Origin of the sequence: Daejeonella lutea, from assembly GCF_900168015.1 — a bacterium.
In the GTDB taxonomy this organism is placed as follows: Bacteria; Bacteroidota; Bacteroidia; order Sphingobacteriales; family Sphingobacteriaceae; genus Daejeonella; species Daejeonella lutea.
The window spans coordinates 1,668,933-1,694,676 of sequence record NZ_FUYR01000001.1 but is presented as its reverse complement, the minus strand read 5'-3'; the positions used below and the strand labels follow the sequence as shown (position 1 = coordinate 1,694,676).

At 41.6% G+C, this 25,744-nt stretch carries 23 protein-coding genes; 4 read left to right on the top strand and 19 right to left on the bottom strand.

Going from position 1 to position 25,744, the window contains the following annotated elements; genetic code table 11:
* Positions 1–3 precede the first annotated feature (3 nt).
* From B5X60_RS07580 to B5X60_RS07560, 5 genes are all read right to left on the bottom strand, one after another.
* Positions 4–939 (bottom strand): ring-cleaving dioxygenase, encoded by a 936-nt coding sequence (locus tag B5X60_RS07580; RefSeq protein WP_079701986.1) that lies wholly within the window; start codon positions 937–939, stop codon positions 4–6.
* Between the two features lie 78 nt (positions 940–1,017).
* Entirely contained in the window at positions 1,018–1,599 is a 582-nt protein-coding gene (locus B5X60_RS07575) for a Crp/Fnr family transcriptional regulator (RefSeq protein WP_079701985.1), read from the bottom strand.
* 64 nt (positions 1,600–1,663) lie between these two features.
* A complete protein-coding gene (locus B5X60_RS07570; protein WP_079701984.1) occupies positions 1,664–2,275 on the bottom strand; it encodes a DedA family protein in 612 nt (203 codons plus the stop codon).
* A gap of 49 nt (positions 2,276–2,324) precedes the next feature.
* Positions 2,325–4,637: a DUF4838 domain-containing protein gene (locus B5X60_RS07565; protein WP_079701983.1), complete on the bottom strand. Its 2,313-nt coding sequence runs from the start codon at positions 4,635–4,637 to the stop codon at positions 2,325–2,327.
* Positions 4,638–4,691: 54 nt separating this feature from the next.
* Positions 4,692–4,940: a hypothetical protein gene (locus tag B5X60_RS07560; RefSeq protein WP_221406212.1), complete on the bottom strand. Its 249-nt coding sequence runs from the start codon at positions 4,938–4,940 to the stop codon at positions 4,692–4,694.
* A gap of 67 nt (positions 4,941–5,007) precedes the next feature.
* On the opposite strand from B5X60_RS07560, the gene B5X60_RS07555 reads away from it, so the two are divergent.
* On the top strand, positions 5,008–5,220 hold the full coding sequence (locus B5X60_RS07555) for a DUF5808 domain-containing protein (protein ID WP_079701982.1): 213 nt from the start codon (positions 5,008–5,010) through the stop codon (positions 5,218–5,220).
* Positions 5,221–5,222: 2 nt separating this feature from the next.
* Here B5X60_RS07555 and B5X60_RS07550 read toward each other — a convergent pair whose 3' ends face one another.
* Positions 5,223–7,805, bottom strand: a complete 2,583-nt coding sequence (locus B5X60_RS07550; protein ID WP_456073009.1) for a family 78 glycoside hydrolase catalytic domain — start codon at positions 7,803–7,805, stop codon at positions 5,223–5,225.
* A 202-nt stretch (positions 7,806–8,007) separates the two neighbouring features.
* Here B5X60_RS07550 and B5X60_RS07545 point away from each other — a divergent pair, with 202 nt between their 5' ends.
* Entirely contained in the window at positions 8,008–9,462 is a 1,455-nt protein-coding gene (locus B5X60_RS07545; protein ID WP_079701980.1) for a sulfatase family protein, read from the top strand.
* Between the two features lie 113 nt (positions 9,463–9,575).
* On the opposite strand, the gene B5X60_RS07540 is transcribed toward B5X60_RS07545, so the two are convergent.
* Positions 9,576–12,998, bottom strand: coding sequence for a DEAD/DEAH box helicase (locus tag B5X60_RS07540; RefSeq protein ID WP_245803478.1), 3,423 nt, complete (start codon positions 12,996–12,998; stop codon positions 9,576–9,578).
* 144 nt (positions 12,999–13,142) lie between these two features.
* Here B5X60_RS07540 and B5X60_RS07535 point away from each other — a divergent pair, with 144 nt between their 5' ends.
* The gene (locus B5X60_RS07535; protein ID WP_079701979.1) at positions 13,143–14,054 is read left to right on the top strand and encodes a pirin family protein; all 912 of its coding nucleotides are present in this window, start codon (positions 13,143–13,145) and stop codon (positions 14,052–14,054) included.
* Between the two features lie 15 nt (positions 14,055–14,069).
* On the opposite strand, the gene B5X60_RS07530 is transcribed toward B5X60_RS07535, so the two are convergent.
* From B5X60_RS07530 to B5X60_RS07485, 10 genes are read right to left on the bottom strand one after another with little or no spacing between them, the layout of a single operon-like run.
* A complete protein-coding gene (locus B5X60_RS07530) occupies positions 14,070–14,984 on the bottom strand; it encodes an SdiA-regulated domain-containing protein (protein WP_139377393.1) in 915 nt (304 codons plus the stop codon).
* A 26-nt stretch (positions 14,985–15,010) separates the two neighbouring features.
* The gene (locus tag B5X60_RS07525) at positions 15,011–15,457 is read right to left on the bottom strand and encodes a PepSY-like domain-containing protein (protein ID WP_079701977.1); all 447 of its coding nucleotides are present in this window, start codon (positions 15,455–15,457) and stop codon (positions 15,011–15,013) included.
* A 56-nt stretch (positions 15,458–15,513) separates the two neighbouring features.
* Positions 15,514–16,779, bottom strand: a complete 1,266-nt coding sequence (locus B5X60_RS07520; RefSeq protein ID WP_221406211.1) for a sensor histidine kinase — start codon at positions 16,777–16,779, stop codon at positions 15,514–15,516.
* On the bottom strand, positions 16,776–17,456 hold the full coding sequence (locus B5X60_RS07515) for a response regulator transcription factor (protein ID WP_079701976.1): 681 nt from the start codon (positions 17,454–17,456) through the stop codon (positions 16,776–16,778). Before B5X60_RS07515 ends, B5X60_RS07520 begins: the two co-directional genes overlap by 4 nt.
* A 50-nt stretch (positions 17,457–17,506) precedes the next feature.
* Positions 17,507–18,853: a DUF58 domain-containing protein gene (locus B5X60_RS07510; protein ID WP_079701975.1), complete on the bottom strand. Its 1,347-nt coding sequence runs from the start codon at positions 18,851–18,853 to the stop codon at positions 17,507–17,509.
* A 21-nt stretch (positions 18,854–18,874) separates the two neighbouring features.
* The gene (locus B5X60_RS07505; protein ID WP_079701974.1) at positions 18,875–19,852 is read right to left on the bottom strand and encodes an AAA family ATPase; all 978 of its coding nucleotides are present in this window, start codon (positions 19,850–19,852) and stop codon (positions 18,875–18,877) included.
* 1 nt (position 19,853) lies between these two features.
* Positions 19,854–21,032, bottom strand: a complete 1,179-nt coding sequence (locus B5X60_RS07500; RefSeq protein ID WP_079701973.1) for a DUF4350 domain-containing protein — start codon at positions 21,030–21,032, stop codon at positions 19,854–19,856.
* Positions 21,029–21,754, bottom strand: coding sequence for a hypothetical protein (locus tag B5X60_RS07495; protein WP_079701972.1), 726 nt, complete (start codon positions 21,752–21,754; stop codon positions 21,029–21,031). The genes B5X60_RS07500 and B5X60_RS07495 overlap by 4 nt, the downstream gene beginning before the upstream one ends.
* A gap of 5 nt (positions 21,755–21,759) precedes the next feature.
* Complete coding sequence (locus B5X60_RS07490; RefSeq protein WP_079701971.1) at positions 21,760–22,647, bottom strand: hypothetical protein; 888 nt, start codon at positions 22,645–22,647, stop codon at positions 21,760–21,762.
* Positions 22,631–23,602: a stage II sporulation protein M gene (locus B5X60_RS07485; RefSeq protein ID WP_079701970.1), complete on the bottom strand. Its 972-nt coding sequence runs from the start codon at positions 23,600–23,602 to the stop codon at positions 22,631–22,633. Before B5X60_RS07485 ends, B5X60_RS07490 begins: the two co-directional genes overlap by 17 nt.
* Before the next feature lie 82 nt (positions 23,603–23,684).
* Here B5X60_RS07485 and B5X60_RS07480 point away from each other — a divergent pair, with 82 nt between their 5' ends.
* Positions 23,685–24,422 (top strand): RDD family protein, encoded by a 738-nt coding sequence (locus tag B5X60_RS07480; protein ID WP_079701969.1) that lies wholly within the window; start codon positions 23,685–23,687, stop codon positions 24,420–24,422.
* On the opposite strand, the gene B5X60_RS18635 is transcribed toward B5X60_RS07480, so the two are convergent.
* Positions 24,419–24,712, bottom strand: a complete 294-nt coding sequence (locus tag B5X60_RS18635; protein WP_079701968.1) for a DUF2752 domain-containing protein — start codon at positions 24,710–24,712, stop codon at positions 24,419–24,421. The two genes, B5X60_RS07480 and B5X60_RS18635, sit on opposite strands and share 4 nt — an antisense overlap.
* Before the next feature lie 124 nt (positions 24,713–24,836).
* Positions 24,837–25,739: an aldo/keto reductase gene (locus tag B5X60_RS07470; protein ID WP_079702348.1), complete on the bottom strand. Its 903-nt coding sequence runs from the start codon at positions 25,737–25,739 to the stop codon at positions 24,837–24,839.
* Between the last annotated feature and the right edge of the window lie 5 nt (positions 25,740–25,744).

Here is a 25,744-nt window from a genome sequence, read left to right as displayed (position 1 = left end):
CTTTTAGACTAAAACTGCCAGTCGCTTGGTAATATCATCTCTGCTGCTTTCATATTGGGCAGGAAGCTTCAAGCCAGATCCTAATTCTTCAACCGACTCATCAATCGCAAAACCTGGATTATCTGTAGCAATCTCAAACAGAACACCGCCGGGTTCACGGAAATACAAAGAATAGAAATAATTTCTGTCAATCTTTTCGGTGATGTTTAATCCAGCGGCAACAACTTTATCTCTGTAATGCATCAATACCGTATCGTCCTTTACGCGGAAAGCAACATGATGCACCGAACCTGCGGCCACATGGCCGATAGATTCACCGGGAGCTTCCACCAGGTCTACGATGTTTGCTGTGTCAATTGCATCGGTTACAAAGCGGTGTCTGTTTACATGGCTCTCCAAAAGCTTATAGCCGAAAATATTTGTTAGGACATTTGCTGTGGCTTCCATTTTATTAGTGGTAATTGAAATGTTATGAAACCCTTTTAAAGCGTGTTCTCCGGAAATTTGTTCTGTTTCCCAGGGCAGCCGGGTGTCGGATTGTTTTGAAGTGATCAATTCAAACTTCAATCCATCCGGATCCAGGAATGTAAGATATTGTTCTCCGAATTTCTCCGATATTTTATTATAGATAACGTTATGCTTTTCAAAACGGGAAAGCCAGAAGTCAAGGCTATTCTGAGGGACCGAATACCCGATCTCAGTTACCTGACGGCTGCCACGGCGGCCAGCCTGCATACCTTCCCATGGGAAGAATGTCAGTATAGATCCCGGGGTACCGACTTTATCTCCATAGTAAAAATGATATGTGTATGGATCATCGAAATTGACTGTTTTCTTAACTAATCGTAGTCCCAAAATATTAGTATAGAAATTGTAATTGCGTTTTGCTTCACCGGCTATCGCTGTGATATGATGAATTCCTAATATTCTATCTTCCATCGTTTTTGTTGTTTTCTGTAATTGATAGTACAAATTTACGGTATACAGAAACCCAGACTCTTGATGTAGGATAAGAACTCAATCTTTTTTTAAGATTTTTGATTTGATGCGGCTAAGTGATTCGGGGGTAATCCCAAGATAGGAAGCAATTTGCAGCTGGGGAACCCTTTGCGGGATGCTTGGATATTTTTTAAGGAAATCCAGGTAACGATCCTCCGCCGAATGGGTAATGGTGGCATAAAAGCGACTTTCCAGCACAGAGTAGGCTCTTTGCATCATGATGCGAAATACACGCTCAAGAGAGGGTATTTCACTGAATAAAGACTGTTTACTTTCAAAATCAATCATCAAAACTTCTGTGTCCTCAATAGTTTCTATAAAAAGATTTGATGGCTTTTGTTCGGAAAAACTGCCGATATCACTGATCCACCAGTCTTCTAAAGCAAACTGCAGTATGACTTCTTCCCCTTCCGGATCGATATAATATTTCTTGACACAGCCTTTTACGATGTAAGCTTCAAATTTGCATATTTCGCCCTGCTCAAGCAATCGTGTCTTCTTTTTAAATGTTTTATGTTTCAGTTTCAGATGAAATCTTTCCAGATCAGAAGATTCAATCCTTGCACAGCGGGTAATATGATTATCTACTTCTTGAAACACTTTTACAGTTGACGGTTGACGGTTGACGGTGAAGGGGCTAATATACGAAGCAAGTGTGCTTTCCTCAGCGTTCCAGTTCAGCCTTTTTTCTCACTTCCCTGATTACAGGAATCAGGGCAACTATTATGCTGGCGGGGAGTATATACCCGAGATAGTTTTTAATTTCTGGGAACTGCGATCCGATCAAAAATCCTGTAACAGTAAAGACGCAGGTATATGAAGCGATTGCGACAAGCGAAAGCGCAAAGAATTTCGAAAAGGGCATAGCGCTGGTACCTGTTATTACTGGAGTGAATGGTCGGATGATGGGCAGAAATTTACCAATAACGATAGCCCCTTTTTTGTGCCTGCGCACATACTCTTCAGCGAGGGTCAGGTATCGTTTTTTGAAATACCATGTGTCCTTTTTCTTGTGAAGACGATCTTTAAATTTCTTACCAATATAAAAGCCAGAAATATCCCCTGAGATACCCGCTAGGATGACGCCGATCAGCAAAGTGCCTATGTCCGTCTGGAGTGTTCCAGTACTTACTAACAAGCCGGAGGTAAAAAGCAGAGTTTCGCCACCGGGTACAATAATTCCCAGCAGTAAACCGGTTTCTAAAAAGACGAAAGCTAGGATAATAAATAATCCGCCCCATTCAATCAAATTGGAATTTTCTATTAAAAGCAACATGTATTGTTAACGAACAAGACTTAGAATGGTTTCCTGGTAGTACACTACTTCACATAACAACAATTTGATCCGTGTAAATTGATATTGGTTGTCCTGATCGAATATGCCATTTTGGTGTTGTAAGCAAACTTTCTGCATGAACTTTTACATAACGGGCAATTTCTCCGTTAAATTCGGAGTGAAAGGGTTGAACATAGGTATTTATAATCGCAGGATTTGTTGCCGGATCGGGGTTATGCGGGTTTATGATCACGACAGGTTCAGTATATTTTTTTCCGTCAGCAGAGATTGAGTAACTCACTGATTTCGGCAAAGCAAAAAGGTGCCAGTCGGGTTGTGCCTGCGGATTTAAGAAATCCATATGAACCGAATTAATGGGAATTAACGCCCCAAGGTCAAGTACGAAATCCATGTGCTCACCTGTGTAATAAACGAAGTTTTTATCTGCGGATTGCCAGGATTCAAATGATCCAAATAAGCCGTCAGTAAGCGCCTCTGGACCTTTGGATTTTTGATTAGGCATGGTAAGCGGGATTATCTTTTTACCAAAAGACTTTGTTTTGCTGGTTGCATCCATTTTTTCGAAGATGCGGGTGTAGGAGGCAAGGTAGTGATCGGGTGTGCCCGCTCGTTCCCTTATTAAATTTACATTTTCTGCCTTGCATTTCGAGACAAAATCCTGCACAAGTGCCTTCATTTCTGGCTTAGCTAATGTTATCCCATCAGTGCCCTGTTTGTACATACTTCGTTCCGTGTTAATTTCAGTCCGTCCAATTTGAATCGCCGCATACATAATTGGTAAACGCGCTGTTTGTACTCTTCTTAGCAATGTTTTATTCGCCCCTACGGTTTTTTCAGCCTGGTCAAATAGATTGTTGTATTTAGACATCATATCCGCTGATAAGAAGGCCTCTTTCGCGTCTATCGGATCCCCGAAAATATTCAGCTTCATACCGCTCTTTACCAGCGAAGCCTGCATATCGTCAATATACTGGCGAATATACATGCCTGCCGACCCGAAATATCCATTTAGGAAATCGTCTATAAGATCTTTTTCGCTGGCTTCAGGCTGCCACATTAACTTATTAATTAGGTAGGCCCGCAAAAGTGCCATATCTGCTGCCGGCTCATTATTCGCCTGCATGAATAATGCCTTAACGTTGTTATCTGTGTAAAATTTAATATTGGACTTTAATGTGAAGAGATTAGGAAAGGGTGCAATGAAATTCGTAAACTGAATATTGTAATCCCATATAATTATATCGCTCGCTATAGTGCCCCAGTCTTTAAGGTCTGCAGAAAAGGCGGGGTCGGTTTCGTATACCGGGGCGTGTCTTAGACTTTCAATATTGCACAGCATGATATTAACATTGGGCTCTGCCTTTATATTTTTTGGTGCCTTGCGCGAATACCAGTAGGCGAGAGTCGAGATCATTTTGCCAGGTATAGCCCGTGCAACCTTATTGACAAAATGAATAATACTACCGCTTGGAACGCCACCAAATTTTTCATTTAGTGCGTTGCAGTTATCGCAGCCACAATATTGATCATTATCATCCTGACTAACCGACCAGTACCTGGAAGCAGGTTTTTCAGCAATTTTCTTCTTTAAATTCGCAATTAGAACCTGTACTACCTCGGGATTTGACAGGCATAACTGAGTTCCTGGTCGGCGCGTTCCATTGATCAGTGAAAAATATTCGGGGTTTGTGTCCGCATAATCTTTTGCTGGGATGAGGGTATGAAAAGTATGAACAAAAAGACCCCATTCAGATCTGGATGACAGTTTGTGCCAATTGCTGTAGTCTTCTCCACCCATTGCACCATACGATGTTGTTCGGTAATTTATTTTCGGCGCGAATGATCTTACCGACTTAGGAATCATAAGCGCCTTACTTTTTGGGATAAGGGTAGAGTCGGGCGCATATTTCCGAAACCCCATTTCCTCAAGTAAATCATAAACGCCATACAAAAGCCCTTTCTTCGATCCTCCAGCTACGATTAAATTATTTCCGACTGGTTTTAAGATATAAGCATCTTCGGAGAGCTTATTGAAATCAATGCTTTGAGCTTTGGCAAATGCTGTCTGACCCAGATAAAAGGCATTTTCAATTATATTTTGATCTTCCTCCACTACAGAAATTGTTGCTTCTGGGAGCTGCGACAAGTATTGTTTGAGTTGCTCGGCGGCAAACTTCTCTGGTGCGCTGCCCATTGATGGGATAATAATGCGGAAGTTTGCAGCTGTTGTTGTTGTCATTGATCTTACCATGCCTGGAAGGAATGTCAGCCCTGTTGCTATAAGCCCCGAGGTTTTTAAGAATTGAAGTCTGGACAGATCGCCGTTATTACCTTTTGCCATGATGATGAAATTTGCTAACTAAATATATTAAATATAGCCGGTTTCTCATTTTGATTAACTGGACGCTCTCCATATTCCAATAACCCCGACTGCAATCCAGAAAACGTTCAGCAGGGTGTAGGCTTTATCTTTTTTAAGGACCGAACACCATGATAGCAGGATCGCATCGGCCGTATTAAAGATCCAGACAAACAAAAAAGGACTTTCCGGCCCAAGCCAGCTAACAAGAGTAAAGCTTATTATTCTCATCATAACGCCGGTCATCTCAAACGCCCTGATATTCTGGAGGATATATTGATTCATATTCAACTTCTTAAATTTATGGAATGGGCTGTGAGTATTTTGTAGATTAATTTCTCAACATAAAAACATGAACGAACTTGACGAAGAAAATCTTAAATTTTGGAAAGCAGGGATAATTTACAACAATCCTAATGATCCCGATATTTGGGTAAGGAAAAAGACTGGCTTGGGGTGGACGCTAAATTTTGCACACTCGCAGTCTTACTACATTGTTGGACTTTTTCTTGTATTTACTTTGACTATAGTGGTATTTGCAATGTTAAATGATCAAACTGTCTAATTTCACTTAATTTCAAACTCATATATGCCTGCTTCAATCCTGATATCCTGAGCTATTTGCTTCCCCTTATTATACGCTTTTTGACCCGATAGTAATGGAAAATGTACATTGGCTGTAGAATTTGCAGGAATAAAAACTGAGTATGTGACCGAAGTGCCATTTCGCTTCCAGGACGAAACAATTTTCCCAAATGGACCCTGATGCGCAGACTCGAAGTAATCCAATTCGCTCACAAAATTTGGTTCCAGCTTTACGTTTTTGAATCCCGGATTCTCCTCGTCAACCTTTATTCCGCCGAGGCCCTTGAAAAACCAGGCCCCAATCTCACCAAACATCATGTGGTTTAAAGAGATGTCCCGCTCGGCATTGATATCCCAATTTTCATAGAGCGTTGTCGCACCATTTGCGATCCACCACCCCCATGAAGGGTAGGTATTTTGTGCTGCGAGTTTGTAGGCGGTTTCAGCCTGACCATTATCGCTGAGGGCGTTAAGAATAGCTTTTGCGCCCAGGACACCCACGTCGAGATGCATGCCGTCTGCTTCCACCCGTTTTGCGAGATTTGACGCCACCTTGCCTTTTAAAGTTTCCGGAACCAATCCCCATTGCAGCGCTACACTTAATTCAGTTTGTGTACCGCTTGCATAGCTGGCTTTGTTAGCATCAAAATATTTCCTATTTACGGCATCTTTAATTTTTCTGGCAAGGTTTGAATAATAAACTCTGTCATCTTCATGGCCAAACAGCTTCGCAGCCTTTGCAAGGATTGTAGCGTCGACGTAAAAATAAACAGACGATGTATATTCAAGTGAAGATGTTGATTTTACCGGTACCCAGTCACCACGTCCCCAGGTGGTCAGGCCGGATGGGCTAATCTGGTTGATATAATTCACATATTTCTTAATGGCACCATAACTGTCTGAAAGTAATTTGCTGTCGCCATAAAACATATAAATGTTCCATGGGATAATTGCGATCGTACTCGTCCAGTCGGTGCCATTGGCTGTTCCATATCCCCAGCCTCCCGTAGGGATAATATCAGGGAGCACGCCATTAGGTTGCTGCTCATCGCGATGGTCAGCCAGCCATTTTTCATAAATCGTAATTCCGTCAAAATTGTAAAGGCCCGTTTCTATCGCGAAGTGACCATCACCCGTCCAGCCATTTTTTTCCCGCTGAGGGCAATCGGTCGGGTAACCATACAAATTAGAAAGATAGGAGTTATTCGTTGCCCACCACAATTTATTAATCAAAGGATTAGAAGTATTGATAGTTCCAGAGGCTGGTACATCGCTGTGCATAAAGTATCCAGTCAGACTTTCCTTATTTAATTTTATTGGTCTATTGCTTGTGACTTCAACATACTGAAAGCCCTTGTAGTTGAATTTTGGCATGAAATCCTCATTTTCTCTTCCACTTAAAATTACAATATCGGTTTGAAAAGGATCTTTATCATCTTTCGGACGGTGATAAACATCGATATTTGACAAATCCACCCGGCCGTTTGAATACAGCCGTTCACCGTGCTTTAAACGTATAATCGTACCAGTTTCGCCGGAAAGTCTGATTTTACTTACTCCGGCAATGTTTTGGCCCAAATCGAAAATGTAGGTGGTGTCGTTAATCTTGTTGATCGATTTTGCAGGGATCTCTTCAACGTTTCGGATTGGATGCAAAACCTGTGCGACAATATTTTGTGAAGGCGCTGCACGGAGGGTAATGCCGTTCCATTTGCTATCGTCGAAGTTTACAGTATTCCAGCCCGGTTGTTCCAGGCGGGCGTCGTAATGTTCGGCAGTATATATACTGTTGAACACAATAGGACTAAGCTTAGTTTTCCACTGGTTGTCTGTGTTTACAACTTCCACGGTTCCATCATCATATGTGATGCGGACATCAAGGCAAAATGTCGGCCTGGCACGCCATGGTGCATTATGGAAATCCCATACCGCCAGCGACTGGTGGTTGTACCAACCGTTTCCAAGTAAAACACCTATTGCATTCTTTCCACTAAGCAAATAGTTCGTAACATCATAAGTAACATACAGGTTTCGTCTGTCAAAACGCGTGTACATAGGATCCAATCGGTGATTTCCAACTTTTTTTCCATTTATAAATAATTCGTATAACCCTGCGGCTGAGATGTATGCCCGAGCAGAACGAATTTTGCGCGATGAGGTAAATGTTTTACGGAAATAAGGAGCTGGGCGAATGTTGATGTCATTCCTGTCACTTATCCAGGTACCAGTCCAGTTTTCCATTCTCATCATACCGGTTTCGAAAGTGGCAACTTGTGTTCTCGGCAGGAGTGTGCCGTCTTTGGCCCACTGGTCAACAGTCCAGAAGTATTTTGTAAATGGCTCCAGTGTTGTGCCTTGATAGATCACTAAGTTCATTGAGGAAGGCTTCTTTCCCGAATCCCACACCATATTCTTTTTTTGCAATAGCGATACCGAATCTTTTGAAACATATACACGATAGGCTGTCTGGCGTGCTCCGGGGCGAGTGTCGTCCATGATCCACGTCAAACGGGGATCTGTTACATCAATGCCAATCGGATTCCACATGTGTTCGCACTTTAACATTCGGTCTGTTGAAGCAGGCCTACCATTAGACTTTGAAGTGGAAATTATCAGAAGAAGAAACAAAATTGATGACAATAGTTTCATAGGAAAGATGCTGGAGGTTACCAAAATAAGCGCATTACCGAATTTATAAAGAAAGGACTTAGATGTTGAATATTTCCCAAAATTTTCAATAAGCTTTCAATTTCATTAATTTACCTCTATGAACTATTTATTCTCATTAAGATCTCAACGGTTCTTGCTAGCCTTGGGTACACTGTTCCTTCTGCTATCAACTGGTGCCACCCCGAAAGGAAAATCGCAAACCCCCAATATCGTGCTTATCTTCCTGGATGATATGGGTTATGGGGATCTTTCAATAACGGGCGCTCTTAATTATCAAACACCTAATATCGATCGTATGGCCGCAGAGGGAATCAGATTTACGAACTTTCTGACTGCTCAGGCCGTCTGCTCAGCGTCAAGGGCGGCTTTGTTGACTGGCTGTTATCCGAATAGGTTGGGAATTAGCGGCGCGTTTGGCCCGAATTCTCAAGTGGGTTTAAATCCGAAAGAAGAGACGATTGCAGAACTGCTCAAGGCTAAGGGTTATGCAACCGCCATCTTTGGAAAATGGCACCTTGGGGATCACCCGACAATGCTACCCATGGCCCAGGGGTTCGATGAGTATTTTGGAGTGCCTTATTCGCACGATATGTGGCCGCTTCACCCAAACCAGACCAAGGCTAATTATCCACCATTAAATCTGATAGAGGGAGCGAAAGTGGTTAAATCTGTTCAGAATCTTGATGATGCTGCTGAGCTCACTACGGCCATAACGACACGGGCGACAGCATTTATCCGACAAAACAAAAGCAAGCCATTTTTTTTATACGTACCACACCCGCTTCCACATGTGCCTCTCGCGGCATCGGCAAAATTCAAAGACAAAAGTGGGAGGGGCATATTTGGCGATGTGATGATGGAGATCGACTGGTCTGTGGGACAAATATTATCAGAATTAAAAAAACAGAATATTGATAAAAATACTCTTGTAATATTCACCAGTGACAATGGACCATGGCTTAACTATGGTGATCATGCCGGATCGGCCGGAGGATTTCGGGAAGGTAAGGGAACCACATTTGAAGGTGGGCAGCGGGTACCATGTATCGTTCGCTGGCCGGGAGTTGTCCCTGCAGGACGGATTAGTTCAAAACTGATAACTGCTCTCGATATTCTACCTACGATCGCAACAGTTTGTGAAACAAAGCTGCCGGCACTTAAAATTGATGGAATTGATTTCTCTAAAATACTGAAAGGCGATGATTCACAATCTCCCCGCGAGCAGTTTCTATATTACTATCGGAAAAATAATCTTGAAGCAGTAAGGCAAGGTAACTGGAAATTAGTTTTTCCTCATCCGGGCCGAACTTATGAGGGTTTTGTACCCGGAAAAAATGGACAGCCTGGCCAACTAAATGAAAATTACAGCATCGCTGGGGGTTTGTATAACCTGGAGCGAGATCCCGGTGAGCGTTATAATGTCAGGAGTGAATTTCCGGAAATTGTGAGTGCGCTCGAGAAAATTGCAGAAGCAGCTCGTGCTGATCTTGGTGATGATCTTCAAAGCCGATCGGGCGCAAATAACCGCCCAGCAGGGAGGATCAGCCCATAGGGTTAAGCTTTGGCCTTCCTTATATTCCAATGCTATTCAGCTAGATATTATTATTAATCAATGTTAAACGCAAGTTTGAATGGGTTTTTCCAAGAGCCAAAGGATTTTAACTTTCATCCAAGAACCCTTAGCAATTCATCCTTACTAAATGATTTGACAAAACTCCCGTCAGTCTTGACCAGCTCATTCATAAGGCCTTTTTTAGATTCCTGCAGTTTTAAAATTTTCTCTTCTACCGTTCCCTCACATATCAACCTGATTGCGACTATATGTTTATCTTGCCCAATTCTGTGGCAACGATCTATCGCCTGGTTTTCTACTGCCGGGTTCCACCAGGGATCAACCAAATATACATAGTCGGCAGCGGTAAGATTCAATCCCGTTCCGCCGGCTTTCAGGCTAATCAGGAAAACTCGGATTTCAGGATTATTCTGGAACTCATTGATAACTCCTTCGCGCTTAGTAGTAGTGCCGGTTAAATAACTGAATTTAATCTCACGATCAATCAGTTCTTTTTTAATTAAATCCAGCATGCCGACAAACTGCGAGAAGACTAAGATCTTATGGTCAGCGCGTTTGTTTTCTATCTGTTCTATAAGGGTGTCGATCTTGGCCGAAGAATAGGCGGTTAGTTTACGGTCGGAAAGGAGGAGGGGCGAATCACAAATCTGACGGAGAGTCGTTAGGCCCTTCAATACATTCATTGGATTTTTCTTCAGCTCTTCATTATCTGAAGCAGAGATATACTCACGGAACTCTTTTTCATAAGCGTCGTATATTTTCTGCTGCTCCTCTTTCATCGTGCAGTACAGCACCATCTCTGTTTTATCAGGAAGTTCTTCGGCAACCTCCTGCTTCGTACGGCGCATAATGAAGGGTTTGATAATGTGCTGCAGTTCCCTGGCCCTTCTTGTATCATTGAAACGGTCGATGGGACTCGAGTATATATCCCGGAAGTATTGTTTTGTGCCGAGTAATCCTGGGCAGGCAAACGACAACTGACCGTACAAGTCGAAAGTGTTATTTTCGATAGGGGTCCCGGTGATGGTTATTTTGTTTCTTGATGTTAGTGTTCGGGCAGCCTTATACCGCTGTGACTCTGGGTTTTTAATGTTTTGAGACTCATCAAGGAAGATATAATTAAACTCGTAGTTTTTAAGAAGACTGATATCTGTAAGCAAGGTGCCGTAAGTTGTCAGGATTATCTCATAAGCAGCCCAATCGTCTGATCTTTTTTTCCGATCAGCACCGTAAAATGTTTTTATCCGGAGAGACGGGGCAAATTTTGAAACTTCGGCCTGCCAGTTGAATACGAGTGACGTGGGTACGATTAGCAAATTGACGTTATTTTTAACTTTTTCTCGCTGAGATAAAATAAATGCAATGATTTGCAGTGATTTGCCCAGACCCATATCATCTGCCAGACATCCGCCAAAATTGAATTCATCCAGGAAATTCATCCAATCAAGTCCTCTTTTTTGATAAGGACGAAGCGTGGCATTTAGGTCTTTTGGAATTTGCACGGATGTGATCTGATCAAAATCGCCAACTTTCTTCCGATAAAGGTTGATTTCATTCTTTACCTCCTCGCTCCACAGTTTTTCATCATAATATTTCTCTATCGCTGAGAAATTTGATTTCGGAGTTTGTAAGGTTTCCTCGTCGACAATTTCGCCGGCATTGAAATAATTGGTGAACTTTTCCAGCCATTCTGCCGGCAGGATTCCCTGACTGCCATCGTCCAGGCGGACAAACTTCGTTTTATTGCGAATAGCACGATAAACATTCTTAAGCGAAGCCTTCTTTTTACCAAAGCGCACGTTTATAACTGTATTAAACCAATTGATGCCGCTGATCACCTGAATAGTAATCTTGGCCTTATTGGGATTAAGCTTATTACCTGTCAACTCGCTGAACCCATGTATAGTGATATCGTTTCCTTCCCATTCTTCAAATGCATTTAAAAACCATTCTTCTTCAAGAAACCGTTTCTTGTGCAGATAGAAATATTGAAGACCGTTTGTGAGTTGCTCTTCGAAAAAGGGGTGCTGCCTGATCAATAGGGAAGTAAAGGCAATTTCTTCATGCGTGTCACGGTAAATCATAAATTCATTACCCTTGCTATCGAGCTGGTAAACCTGTCGCCCTGAGCGAATTGATATTTCTGCCTCACCATATCTCATAACGGGAATGATCATAACCTGGCTGCCAAAATCCGAAAGGTAGATAATCTTTTCCAGGCTGTGCTCGGCTTCGTATTGCTCAAGCTGTAGATGTGTTGCTGGTTTGATGTATTGATAATCTATTGGAATGCTGTATTCAAGTCTTTCTAAAAGCTGTCTTTTAAATTCTTTGTATTGAGAAGCATGAACGAGTAAATTATCAGACTTTTTCTTCAGCAGGTCGATAAGTGAAAGAAGATGCAGGTTGTCCACAAGAAATAACTCGTTATCTAAGCGGAGAAAATAAGTAAATTTCAAGTCCAGCTCCCTGAGGTCGTATTCGCGTTCTTCTATTCGAATAATTAAGGAGATCTCATAGAATTGATCCTTTCGGCTAACCCGCACTATTATGTTATTTGACAGGTTCCGCAATGTAACCGGAACCAATGAGGCTGCCGTTAAGTTTTCGGATACTGCACTGTCGTGATAATAGACGTGATAAGATAGCGGATTTTCTATTATTGCGAGTAAGGCGTTAATGTCGTGCTGGCTTCTTGCAGGATCCAAAGCATTCTGAAAAGCCGTAATTCCGGTATAAAATTTTAATTCCTTCTTGTCCTCGGACTGCCAGATCAAATCACGCGGCGATAAGAAGCTTAAGGGATTTTTTATTTTTTTCTCTTTGGTGATTTGTGCGTCAAAAAGTTCGACAAGCAGGTTTTTGTAGTATTTATGCTGTTTAAGTACCAAGCCTGTAATTTTTTCCTCATCAGGCCAGGGAGGAGGACTTAAATTAATTTCCAGACCCAGCTGTATTTGCAAATTGTTTAAGCCGGCTTTATTCGCAGGGAGTAAGCCGGGAGATCGTGGGGTGATCAGCACCTTTCTTTGCTGATATCCGATTTCAAAAAACCTTTCCAGGTCTGTTTCAGTTTGCAGGCCGAACTCTGCCGCGAAGCTTTTTAATCGTTTGAAGCGAAGTTTCTCATCAAAAAATATCCGCAGGTCATCGTTTTTCAGGATAGCAAGGAGTACATGAGACTGATGCTCGCAAAGCCGTTTTTCTTCTTCAGAACAGGCGCAGGAAATCTGGAGCTGTTCGGCAGTCTGTAATATGTTAACATCCGGGAAGCTTAGTGTGCCCGACTGATTGGTAAATGTTCCTGCGTTTAGAGCCAGCTTTTTAGGAAAGATGTGTTTGTAAAAATCTTGCGAATGGAGGGCAGCCGGACTATGCTCAAATATGAATTTTGCGGATAATGAACTGATGCCGTGACCTTCAATAACAATTGCGTGGTCGGGGGAGGAAAAGTCTTTTTGAATGGTGATAGGTGACAATTTATTCAGCTCAAATGCAGCGGCAAGATATCTCAAAGAAAATTAATTAGCTTTATAATTTGTTAATTTTGGTGGTGCTTAGTTAAGGTTGGTGACTGCTTATTAATTGTAGTATTTTATAATTTTTCAACTGCCGCTGCGCACTTTCAATAGTCCATTGTCAACTGTCATCTATTTATTATGCTAGATATCGTTATTGAAGCCAGAAAAGCGGCTCTTGCTCCTGGTATGGATGTAAAGCGGATCCTCCCGTTTAGGTTACATCGAATGGTTGGTCCTTTTATATTTATGGATCATGCAGGTCCGGTTAATATACAGCCTCAGATAAGTTCAAATATAGATGTTTTGCCGCATCCGCATATTGGCCTCTCTACGGTAAGTTATTTATTTGGCGGGCAGGTAATGCATCGCGATAGCCTGGGAGTGGAGCAAATAATCCTTCCCGGCGAGGTGAACTGGATGACTGCTGGCAGAGGAATATCACATTCTGAACGGTTTGAAGACCCTGCAGTTTTGGCCAGCGGTCAGCTTGAAATGATCCAGACCTGGGTAGCGCTGCCTGAAAAGGATGAGGAAGCGGACCCTGCATTTGATAATTACAAACCCGAAGAGCTTCCGATCTTCACAGACGCCGGGGTATGGATGAGGCTTATAGCTGGAAATGCTTACGGTCTTAAGAATTCTGTTAAAATTCACTCGCCATTATTCTACATGCATATTGTGCTCAATAAAGACGCACGATTTGGCCTTCCCACTGAACATGAAGAGCGGGGTTTTTATATTGTCAAAGGACGCATCGAATTATCAGGTGTTAGTTATCCTGCTGGTCAAATGCTGGTATTTACGAGAGGTGTAGATCCGGTGATTATCGCCAAAGAAGATTCAGTGCTGATGATGCTCGGGGGAGAGCAATTGGGTCCGCGCCATATTTGGTGGAACTTTGTTTCCTCGAGAAAAGAACGAATTGAACAGGCTAAAGCAGACTGGGCTGCGGGCAGGATTCTGCTGCCACCGACAGATAATCTGGAGTTTGTTCCATTGCCCCAGGATAAAAGGGCACAGGGCAACCCTCCACCCGAGGCTCTGTCGTGATGCCACAAAATAGCTTTAAAATTTAGAGATATCTACCCTTAAAATATTACCCGGAGCTTTGTTTCCTTCGTTCGAAATATAAAGCTCACCATCCGGACTAAAGCTTATGCCCTCTGGCTGGTTGAAGTCCTTGCTGTTGAGGTCTCTAACTGATTTTATTACACTTTTGTTATCCAGGATAAGCAACTTAGGCTTGGTGCCTTCAGTAATATAAAGATCACCTGTTGACGGGTGGATTGCTATTCCGGATGGTTGCATCTGGCTCCCCTGCTTCTTCGCTTTAAAGCTTGCCAGTGCCGGGTCTCCAAGGTTTATCTTATATGCCGGAGTTTTGTCCATTTTGAAATCAGAAAGGCTCATACTATAGATCCCTTTATAATTCGTGCCTGCCGGATCAGGACCTTTGATGGCGATCAATAATCGATTGTTCTTATTGTCGTAGCACAAGCCTTCAGTATCCTGTTTTACCGTCAAATGAGTTTTATGCTGAACCGTTGTGCTTCCAGATGCTGAATAACCTTTGACCTCAAAAACAACTCCATCAGCGCGAAGCACATAGGCATTCTTTCCAACGACTGCAAGGCCCTCATAATCGCCAGCAGCACCAAATTCTATTTCATTTTCTATTTTTTTGGTGCTTGTGTTATAAATAAAGATCGTACCTAATTCGTCCTGCACACATGCGAAACGATCTTTGTCGAGATAAACAACTGCCGAAATCTCTTTAAGCACTTCGGGAAGGTCATGTTTGGTAATAATTTGGACATCAGAACTGCCTGCAGTCATATTATCATCTTTGTCTTTATCCTTCTTTTTTTCTTTTTTACCTTTTTTATTTTCTACGATATCCTCAACATTTGTGAAGCGTATCGTAAAGGCTATTCCGATAGCGAGTACTATAAAAGCGATGATGAATATTGCGGTGCGCATGATCTGATGTTTTAGTGAACGTTTAGTTAATCCCAATAAGGTAGTGCAGAATTCTCTTTGCCATCTGCTGAAAAAACTATTTTTCTATCTGGTTTCCCTTTTCTTTCAAGTTCAACCTGATAGTAGGTTATCTCGGCTCTCATTACCTGTTGTACATCATCAATAAGATAGCTGCTAAACTGGTCTTTCAAGAGGGAACTGATGACTGCAGGTAGTGAGCCTTCCGGAATTTCTTTCTTGTGCATTAGTTTTCTCCCATCGGTGGCAAATTGTGCATGCTGTTCAATACCGTTAAGTTCAAATTCAACTTCATAATTGCCTTTGATTTTTTCCCATTCAAGTTTTTTTGCTGCAGGAAAATCCGTTTGAAAGGTGTTTAAAACGACAGACGGTACTTCGGCAATGGGGATGTCATTACTACATGCTCCCAATGTTGTTCCGAACAAGCAGATTATTAATGCTAAATTCTTCATAAGACAGATTGTATCACAAAGGTGCTATACAAATCTGGAAAGATTTGGGAACGAGCTTACACAGCGGGTGTTACCGTAAAAATATGTTTTCCCTCATACCGGTAATTAAGGCTCAGAAGGCTTACTTTGGCAATTGCCTTTGCGATGGCAAGCCCGAGGCCAGTAGAACTTTCTGACTTGCTAATCTTGTGAAAACGCTGGAATAGGAGTGACTCATCTAATGCTGCCGAACCTTCATTTTCAAAGCTAATTGACGAGCTTTTTATTTTGATACTAATAATGCCTCCCTGTGGTGTGTGTTTAATTGCATTCTTTATAAGATTGGAAAACATTATGTCTGCCAGGTCGGGATTCATTCTCCAAATACATTGTGATTGCTCGCTAAATGTGAAAACTAGTTTGTAAAAGTCAATTTGATCGCTAAAGTCATCTTTAAGCTTATTTATCAGCAAATTGACATTAACTTCCCTCACATCTTCGAATTGATCATTTTCTATTTTTGACAAAAGCAACAAAGATTGGTTAAGACGTTTTAGGCGCTCGAGATTGTCCAGCGCAGTTTCAAGTAATTCCGCCTGTGCATCACCCAGTGAATTGTGTTCTGCCAAGAGCTCAAGCTTATTTATTGCAATTGCAAGCGGAGTCTGGAGTTCATGAGATGCATTTTCAATGAATTGCTTTTGCTGATTATACACAGACACCGTATTGTCAAGGAAGAGTTGTACGGTGTTTTGCATCAGATTGAATTCGTCAACCCGGGTTTGCGACATTTTTATCTGCTGGATATTTGTAAGCTTAAATGTCTGCAATTGCCTGATTAGCCTGTAAAAGGGTTTCCAAATATTCTTCAGCAAAAAGTTATTAAGCACAAGAATCGTGGCTACAAGTCCAAAATATAGCCACATCAGAGAATAGCCCAGTTCAGAAACTAGATCATCTTCTTCGACCATCGAAGTTATCACCCGCATTTGATAATAATCCTCACCTTTACGGAATACTGTCTGCAGCATTCTGACTGGTTCAAAATCTTTCTCGTTTTGCATGTACATCATCGTGTCGATATACAAATCTGTATGTTTCCTGGCTGCATTAGGAGAAACCGGCATAACGGCATAATTACCTTCTTCAAAATCTTTATGAGTAAGAATTGCGGTGTCGAGTGCTGCTTTTGAGATAATAAGTTGCCGTTGATTGTCCAACCCGTCATCCATACTGTCATACACTTCATCCAACATCGCATAATAAAACAACCCAGCCCAAATAGGGATGATAACCATCAGAACAATCAAAAAATACCCTGAAGTGTAATTGAGAAGTTTCATTCTGCCTGAAGCTTATAACCCACTCCATAAATGGACTGGATATCTACCAGAGCTTTCGCGTCTTTAAGTTTTTTACGAATGTTTTTTATTTGTGAATAGATGAAATCGAAATTATCCGCGCTGTCAATATGATCACCCCATACATGCTCAGCAAGAGCGGCCCTGTTAACCAAACGATTCTTATTCGTTACAAGGTAGAGTAAAACTTCAAACTCCTTTCTGTTTGTAATAAACGGCTGTTCGCCTACATAAGCAGATTGCTGGCTGATGTCTATCTTTAAATTACCTGCATTGATGTGGTCATTGCCTGAGAAACTGCGACGCCTGATTACTGCCTTGACCCGAGCCAGTAATTCCGATAGATGAAATGGTTTAGCCAGGTAATCATCGGCACCCAAATCCAATCCCGCAACTTTATCGTCAAGGGAATTTTTTGCCGAAACGATGATGACTCCATCAGCTTTATTTAGCTTTTTGAGTTCGCGTAGAATATCTAACCCGTCTCGGGTATTTTGTAAAGAAATATCCAAAACGATACAATCATATTGATAGTCGGAAACTTTTTGAATAGCGCTATCATAGTTGTCGGCCGTTTCAACCAGATATTGTTCGCCTTTAAGCGCATCGACAATATTGTCTAACATAGCTGCTTCGTCTTCAATAACTAAGATCTTCATTTACCTTTAACGAATTAAGGTGCAGGTGGTTTGATTTTACCTCTTTAGGTTCAAAAGCTTTGGCGAGCTTTAAGTTCGAGGTATTTGTTTATTGTATTCACCGTTAGCTGCTGGGGTGTGCTCAGAATTGTCTGAATGCCGTGTCTTGCGAGTTCCTTGACAATTTGTTTCTTTTCATGCGCGAACTTAGCCGCGATAGTTTGAATATAGATTTCTTCGATATTTCTCGCCGGTTCTTCTTTTAACTTCTGAAGCTCTGTGTTTTCAAAAAATATCACAAAAAGCAGATGAAACTTTGCTATGCGCTTTAAAAATGGCAGCTGCCTTTCCATAGCCGACAAACTTTCGAAGTTCGTGAAGAAAAGTAGAAGACTTCGTTGCTTTGCTGTTGTACGAACGGTGCTGTACAGCAGTTCCATGTTTATCTCCAGATAGCGGGTTTTTTCTCTATATAACACCTCCAGGATCTTGTTGAGCTGGGCGGGGCGCCTGTCTGCCGGAACTATAGCGCCGATCTTTTCAGAGATGGTGATAAGTCCGGCTTTATCTTCTTTAATTAACGCAATGTTTGAAAGTACGAGGCTCGCATTGATAGCGTAATCCAGCAGACTTAAGCCTTCAAAAGGCATTTTCATGGACCTGGATTTGTCAACTATGCAATATACATGTTGCGACTTTTCATCAGTGTATGAATTAATCATCAGGTCACCTTTCCGGGCAGTAGCTTTCCAGTTCACACTTCGCTGGTCATCACCGCTTACGTACGTGCGGATGTGCTCGAATTCCATGCTATGCCCCAGTCTTCTGAGCTTTTTAATACCAGTTTCACTTAGACGGTTTGAAATTGCCATCAGCTCATACCTGCGCATTTGTAAAAACGACGGGTAAACAGGTAGTATTTCTGAATCATCAAATTGATATCGTCGTGATATCAGACCTATAGGAGATCTTACATAGAGAAGAATCCTGCCGAAATCATATTCTCCACGCTTTACAGGCCTTAACTGGTAGGAGATAACCTTAATTTCTCTGGGCTTTAGTTTTACATCGAACCAAATATTCCTTTGTTGAAACTGGAATGGTATCTCATCAATGATCCCCACATGAATACTGAATGGATAAAAGTTTTCGGTGTGGATACCGAAATCATTATCATCGCCATTACTCAAACGGTCTGGCGAATGACGCCTGGCGAAGATGCCATTTTGAATGCGGTACAATAATAGTAGGTCAATGGCAATGAGCCCCAGTAAAGTCACAAATGAAACGAGTGGAATAACTCCCAGCCAGGGAAAGAAGAAAGAGAATGTAAACAGCAACGAGACACCACCCAGTCCCGCGAACAAGCGGTTCTGCAAGAATAGATTTAAATAAAACTGGTTAAAAAGTGATCTCAAAGTTGTGTCGTTAATGCGAATTTATCTGGGTATTTCGATCTTCTGGATGATCTGGGCTACCACATCATCCGGACTGATCCCTTCCATTTCCTTCTCAGCAGTAAGCATAATTCGATGTCTTAAAACGGCCGGTGCAATTTTTACAATATCGTCAGGTGTGATAAAATCGCGTCCATTGATCGCGGCAATGGCTTTCGCTACATTGATTATTGCGATCGAGGCGCGCGGAGAGGCACCAAGAAATAATGATTTATTCGTGCGGCTTTCATGGATGATCTTAGCTACAAACTCAATCAGTTTTGGTTCAACATGAAAGGCACGAATCTGCTTCCTGTAACTTGTGATCTCATCGCCTGTTATCACTGGAACCACACGATCAAGCTGTTCTCTTGTAGTCTGAGAATGTTGCATGGTCAGAATATTGATCTCTTCCTCAAGGGTGGGATATTTCACTTCGATCTTTACGAGAAATCGATCCAGTTGAGCTTCGGGTAATCGGTATGTGCCTTCATGTTCAATTGGATTTTGTGTAGCAAGAACGATAAATGGTTCGTCCATTTTATAGGTCCGGCTGTCCATTGTGACTTGACGTTCTTCCATAACTTCAAATAATGCCGATTGGGTTTTGGCAGGTGCCCTGTTAATCTCATCCACAAGAATTATATTTCCAAATATGGGACCTGACTTAAATTCAAATGACGTTTCACGCGGATTAAAAATGGAAGTCCCCAGCACGTCAGAGGGCATAATATCTGGTGTAAACTGTATCCTTGAAAACTTCGCACTCAACGTTTTTGCAAGCAGTTTGGCGGTCAATGTTTTTGCAATTCCCGGCACACCTTCAATCAAAATATGGCCATCCGCAAGTATGCCGGCAATCAGCAGTTCAACCATTTCGGTCTGACCGACTATGATACTGCCCAGCGATTTTTTTATCTGCTCAACTGCCGAGCTTAACTGGCTTAAATCTGTTCTTTGTCCGGTAAATTCCTGGTCCATATTATGCTGATTTATTATAAAAATTTTCTATTTCCCTGTTGAATTCGATGAGTTGCTGATCGCTAATCTTTGTAAGTTCTGAATAGTGTTTAACTAAGGCCATCAGATTTTGGATGGCTTCTCTTGATATCTCCGTTTTATTGCTAAGTGTTGTAATAAATTCCTCGTCAATATTATTCGTGTTGAGGCGGTATCGCGAGCGGATGTTTTCAAACAAGTAAGCAATTTTTTTGTCAATCAGGTTTTTATGGTCCTTGCGTTCATAGTAAACCTGACCTACTACATTCACAAATTCTATGGTGTTATTTTGCAAAGGCTGAATTATGGGTATAATGCGCTGGCGTCGCTTTATTTCGAAAAACACGAACGCGATCAGGCTGAATAAAGCTATGTAATAAGCCCATTTTAATTCGGGAATATTTAAGAATACACTAAGTGGGGCATTGACTTGCCCGGGTCCTTTTGCTGAAAATTCATCCCAAATTAAATCTCCGCCCGGCGAAAGGTATGACATTGATTTGGCCGCAAAGTCAGCTCCATCGTACTTAATAAGATTATAATTGGTAAAGAATTGAGGGCTCGACATTAAGTACAGAGCACCTTTACCGAAGGGATATTTAATAAATGTGCTGTGTCCATTGTTGTTCACGGCTAAAACAATAGCTCTTGTAGTGTCTAATTTGCTGAAATACTGATTCCCTATATCCTTATCGAATAAGTATTTTTTTGCCGGATTCAAGGATGGATTGGTGAAGTGCTGCGAATATCCCTTATCATTCAGCTTTATTTCGCTGCTTATTGTTGTCTTGAGAGTGTCATTCAAGAAGTTACCGAGGTAATATGTCGCGATAAAAACATTGCTCCCCGCTTGCATATACTTGACTAGCTTTTTAAAATCATATATGTCAAGGTTAATCGAACCTGCAATAATCAAATAGTTGCCTGCTTGGACATTCTCTTCCTGAAAAACGTTGAATACAGGCTTCCGCCGAACTAATACCTTGCTTCCCGGTAGAATATCATTAATTTGACGGTGCAATAAGTAGGTGCCATACGGAATTTTGTCGTCCTTTGAATACGTCGGTGTCCAATCGACTGGCAGCGGTTTATTATGTTGGGCAATCAGATAAATCACTAAAAGAAGTGAACCTAAGGCAATATAGATCTTAAGGTCTCTCATGATAAACCCTGGTTAAAATCCTTAAAATCTTGCTTGATAGCTGTAAACACGGACTGGTCTATGTTAAATTCTCCATACCAGATAAATTCGAATTGTCGTGTTAGTGATGCAAACTGTTGTTTTCTGTCGTGATTTACTAGCTCAGAAATATAAGCGGAGTTTGTCTTGTCGATTTGCCATGAAATAAATCCGGCATCACTAAGTTTCTTAAGGCATTTAAGGTATAGCATACGTACAGCGAGCCGGTAATCACGATTTTGCGTTGCTTTCTCGATTTCAGGATCAAAGTCAATCTCATGAATATTGTCAAGAGATTCAGCGTACGCCAAAGGCACGACCCTGGCTTTTCCAGTAAATAGCTGCAGGACTCCCGCCCCGGAAAATTTTATTACAAGAAATATGATCAAACCCGCCAGGATAATTGCTGAAACATTTCGTGCGAGGTTACTCGATGTCGAATCGGAGACTGCGCTGCTGAACTGGTTCCAGAACCATTTCCAAAAACGGTCCCACCACGATAATGCAGTTTGGTACTTCTCTCCATACTGAAAGTCGGAATCCGAGCGATGCTTGTCCAATGCCGCCTGATTAAATGATTTTGCTACTACAAGACTGCTATCCAACTGGATGCGGTTTGGCTTTTTCACGTTGACCGCGCTGAATGATTGAGGGATAGTTCCCAGAGCAAGAAGTAGGAATAAAACAAGGATGAATTTCTGCATTCTGATCAATATTCCTCGGGCGCCAGCTCGGGATTACCCGTGTCTTTTTTTCCGAAACTCTTTATTCGATCCATGAGACCTGTACCATCCTTCTGTTCGCTCAAACTGTAGTAGGATAAGGCGATGGCAATATTTGGAAAGACGAAAAAGGCCATGTTAATATGGGCAATCACAACCTTTAGAACTACGTTGAGAGTATTCATTTTGGCGATGCCGGTGAAGAAGCCGCCCATACCAGCGACCATCATCGGAATATAAAATACGAACCCTGCCAGGGTAATAAGTATTAGCATAATTGCCTGTACCCCAAAGGTTGCCCACCAGTTGCCTTTGATCAATGTAAAGGCTTTACTAAATGCGAATCCCAGGTTAGTGCTTTCTATAAGCATTATCGGGAAAATAAGGGAGATAATAGGATATAGATAAATTCCGGGGACCAGGCAAAACATAAACCCCACAAAAAATAGAATAAACATTAGTATTCCGCTTCCCAGGAATTGGAAAAAGTAAAATTTAACAAAAGTCCAAACCTCTTCTACAGTAGGAACTTCATTTCCTTTTTCCCTGTATAAATGTATGAATGACAGCGTGGTTAGGGTGATCACCGTGTACGTCATAAATGAGAACAGCATGGCGACTATATATTCGAATCCCAACATGTTTGATAAAATGCCAAACGGATTTCGGGGAACATTTGCAAAGCCCTCCCGCATTCCTTTCATCATCCGAAACTGCTGTAACAGCGTGGCAAGCAAACTTCCAATCACAAAAAAGCCGCAGATCGTTGCATAAGCCTTCAGTAAAGGTTTCCAGGTTTTGAATATGAAGACGAAGGTGTCATTTATGATTTCTCCGAAATCGCGCACTTTCCTGGGTTCAAAGCTTTCTTCCATTGCTCGTTTTATAGCTTAATGATTTATGTAAATAGTTAGGGTATAATATGACATACCAGATGATAAATAACAGGGAGCTTCCAAGAATGAAAACGCTCATCCAAACGGGCATGTCTGTATGTCTGGTTATGAAGCCTTCCAGGAACGCTGCAAAAACCCAAATTGGCACAAGTCCAATGCAAATTTTCATACCATCCTTTGCGCCTCGTTTAAATGACTCCATCCGTTTATATGTTTTTGGAAATAGAATGCTGTTCCCGAGCACCAGACCAGCTCCGCCGGTTAAAATTATGGCTGAAATTTCGAGGGTGCCGTGGATCCAGATAACCAGGATAGACTCTATGCCCAAACCTTTACTAAAAAAGTAATATTCAAAAGAGCCCAGCATAATGCCATTTTTCAAAAGAGCAATTATGGTTCCTACGGATAGAAAAATCCCACTGGTGAATGTGTAAAATGCGGCATTCAGGTTGTTTTGTGCGATATAGTAAAACATTGGAAATTCAGGGGCTTGTTTATACACTCCGAACGGATCACCTTTGGCGATGTTTTCATTGGTCATGTTGACGTACTGGTGGCCCATAATCATTCTGACAAACTGATCATCGTATCGGGCGGAGAAAATGCCGATCAGAAGGGCGAACACGAAGAAAACAAACGAATAGAACAAAGGCTTTTGATATTGTTTGAAAAGCATTGGCAACTCGATTTTCCAAAATAATATAAACCGGTTGGACTTCTCCTTTTTGTTGCGATAAATAGTCTGATGAAATCGTGAGGCGAGTCCATTCAGATAGTCAGTGGTTTTAGATTTTGGATAAAACGTCTTTGCGTAGGCCAGATCATCCGTGATCTCCAGAAAAAATTGAGCAAGTTCATCCGGATTGTCGGATTTGAAGCTGTCGTACTTTTTCCATTTAGCAGAATTATGCTTTACAAACAAAGCTTCTCTCATTGGTAGATGATCCGAATATTGTGTTAAAATAATTACATTTTTTAATTTATTCTAACAATATTGTTGAACATTATTATTGTCGATGCAAACGGTAAAAATCCACACTTCTCAAAATATCACAATTGATTATCCCGTAGCTGGTTTGGGGGAGAGAATTCTGGCAAGGCTAATTGATTTAGGGATATTCATTATCCTGTATATTCTGCTAATGACAATTTCCTCCTATGCAACACCAAGTGGACTGGGCAAAAACCGGACAGTCGTACTCTGGACTTATGGCGCTATCTTCTGCTTTTATGACCTGGTCTGCGAAGTTTTTTTTAGGGGTCAGAGCATTGGTAAGGTGGCCATGAAGATTAGAGTAATAAGCTTGAATGGCGCAAGGCCAACACTGGGCCAGTATTTAATCAGATGGGTATTCAGGATGGTCGATTTTTCTCTTACTGCCCATTTAGCAGCGGTAATTTCAGTAGCTTCAACACCCAATAAGCAGAGAATTGGTGATCTCATTGCGGGGACCACGCTCATTAAGACGGAACCGCACACACAGTTGGATCATTTAGCTTTCATTCCTGAAGATGATAATTACCAGCCAGTTTATCAGGAAGTCATTCATTTAACCGACAAAGAAGTACTGCTAATTCAGGAAGTATTGAATACTTTCTCGGCCAGCGGCAACAAGAATTTATTGTACAACATGAAAATCCAGGTCGAGGAGCACCTTGGAATAAAAACTTCAGGGTATGTTAGTGAATTAGAGTTTTTAGAGACTATTGTCAAGGACTACAACCACCTTTCGGTTCGCAGCGATTCGATTTAACCTCCTGCATTTAGCAGCTTTAAAATGTAAGATATAAATACAGTTGCGACGGATAAAAAAAAGAGCCCTTGAGTAATCAAATTATGATTCTTGACCGGGTAACGTGTCCCAAGGATTGTCCATAAACCAAAAAGCAGAATAGGAATCAGGCCAGGGTAAATTGCAAAACTGCTAAGAAAATCTCCCCGTATCAAATAAATAAGCGATCGCTGAAATCCACATCCGGGACAATCCGCTCCGGTGATCGCTTTAAATACGCATCTTAATAAATTATTCTCAATCCATTCCATTTTTCTGATTGACAGTTGACACCCGATAGCTAAAGGTTGAAATGGACAATGTAAGTTTAGCTTTTGTAATCGCTAAGGATTCCAAAAGCGTCTAGACAACTGTCAACTCTCCACTGTCATCTAGTTAAGATTTTACACCCTGGAATTCAGCAGAAACATTATAAAGCTCATACCAATCCTGGTGATCAAGGTCTATTGAAAAACTATTAGCAATGTTTCTTATTCGCTGCTCATTAGTTGTGCCAATCAGGGGAATTGCTCCGAGTTTAACAAGCCAGGCTACAGCAAGTGCTTCGATGTCAGCATTGTACTTTCCGCTTAGTTCGTCAAGCTTTTCACGTACTCTGGTAGCTTGAATTCCAGTGCCATTCGCTATCTCTCCCTCTGCAAGAGGTGCTGACGCAAGTGCCTGCATATATTTTTGCTTGATATAATCGAGTTGACCGTTATCAAGCGCCTGAGTTTTCAATAGGTTGAACTCGATGTGATTTGTCACAATTGGTTTCCTTAAATACGAACTCAGTAGCTGATGCTGGAAGACTGAGAAATTTGCAATTCCAATATTTTTAATCTTTCCCGAATCTGCAAGCTTTTCAAGTGCGAGTGCCGTTTCCTCCAGGTTGGAGATCGGGTCAATCCGGTCCAGTAAGAAAATATCGATATAATCGGTTCTTAACTTTTTTAAAGACGCGTCAACACTTTTCGTAACATGTGAAGCGGATGTGTTATAATGCCTAGTGCGGATATCCGGGTTATGAGAGTTCGGAACCCGCAGGCCACATTTTGTAAAAAGTACAACGTCTTCTCTTTTGAACACTTTATCGGCGATAAGCTCTCCAAACAGCTCTTCGCATTGATAAGCACCATAACTGTCGGCATGATCAAAGGTGTTAATCCCTAGTTCGAGACAAAGGCCAACTATTTTCTTTAAGGTGGTCCTGGGATCTTTAACATCTTCCCACCTGTAAAATCCGTAAACCGCGGGCGAAACCTTCAACCCAGTATCGCCCATGTATATTTTCTGCATATTCA

Bases quoted from the DNA above. Each gene is read 5' to 3' on its own strand.
- B5X60_RS07505 (WP_079701974.1), bottom strand. From the start codon at position 19,852: ATGGACCAGGAATTTACCGGACAAAGAACAGATTTAAGCCAGTTAAGC.
- B5X60_RS07560 (WP_221406212.1), bottom strand. From the start codon at position 4,940: ATGAATCAATATATCCTCCAGAATATCAGGGCGTTTGAGATGACCGGC.
- B5X60_RS07565 (WP_079701983.1), bottom strand. From the start codon at position 4,637: ATGGCAAAAGGTAATAACGGCGATCTGTCCAGACTTCAATTCTTAAAA.
- B5X60_RS07545 (WP_079701980.1), top strand. From the start codon at position 8,008: ATGAACTATTTATTCTCATTAAGATCTCAACGGTTCTTGCTAGCCTTG.
- B5X60_RS07495 (WP_079701972.1), bottom strand. From the start codon at position 21,754: ATGCAGAAATTCATCCTTGTTTTATTCCTACTTCTTGCTCTGGGAACT.
- B5X60_RS07500 (WP_079701973.1), bottom strand. From the start codon at position 21,032: ATGAGAGACCTTAAGATCTATATTGCCTTAGGTTCACTTCTTTTAGTG.
- B5X60_RS07480 (WP_079701969.1), top strand. From the start codon at position 23,685: ATGCAAACGGTAAAAATCCACACTTCTCAAAATATCACAATTGATTAT.
- B5X60_RS07570 (WP_079701984.1), bottom strand. From the start codon at position 2,275: ATGTTGCTTTTAATAGAAAATTCCAATTTGATTGAATGGGGCGGATTA.
- B5X60_RS07555 (WP_079701982.1), top strand. From the start codon at position 5,008: ATGAACGAACTTGACGAAGAAAATCTTAAATTTTGGAAAGCAGGGATA.
- B5X60_RS07580 (WP_079701986.1), bottom strand. From the start codon at position 939: ATGGAAGATAGAATATTAGGAATTCATCATATCACAGCGATAGCCGGT.
- B5X60_RS07525 (WP_079701977.1), bottom strand. From the start codon at position 15,457: ATGAAGAATTTAGCATTAATAATCTGCTTGTTCGGAACAACATTGGGA.
- B5X60_RS07485 (WP_079701970.1), bottom strand. From the start codon at position 23,602: ATGAGAGAAGCTTTGTTTGTAAAGCATAATTCTGCTAAATGGAAAAAG.
- B5X60_RS07515 (WP_079701976.1), bottom strand. From the start codon at position 17,456: ATGAAGATCTTAGTTATTGAAGACGAAGCAGCTATGTTAGACAATATT.
- B5X60_RS07470 (WP_079702348.1), bottom strand. From the start codon at position 25,739: ATGCAGAAAATATACATGGGCGATACTGGGTTGAAGGTTTCGCCCGCG.
- B5X60_RS07550 (WP_456073009.1), bottom strand. From the start codon at position 7,805: ATGTTAAAGTGCGAACACATGTGGAATCCGATTGGCATTGATGTAACA.
- B5X60_RS07530 (WP_139377393.1), bottom strand. From the start codon at position 14,984: ATGCGCACCGCAATATTCATCATCGCTTTTATAGTACTCGCTATCGGA.
- B5X60_RS18635 (WP_079701968.1), bottom strand. From the start codon at position 24,712: ATGGAATGGATTGAGAATAATTTATTAAGATGCGTATTTAAAGCGATC.
- B5X60_RS07520 (WP_221406211.1), bottom strand. From the start codon at position 16,779: ATGAAACTTCTCAATTACACTTCAGGGTATTTTTTGATTGTTCTGATG.
- B5X60_RS07490 (WP_079701971.1), bottom strand. From the start codon at position 22,647: ATGGAAGAAAGCTTTGAACCCAGGAAAGTGCGCGATTTCGGAGAAATC.
- B5X60_RS07535 (WP_079701979.1), top strand. From the start codon at position 13,143: ATGCTAGATATCGTTATTGAAGCCAGAAAAGCGGCTCTTGCTCCTGGT.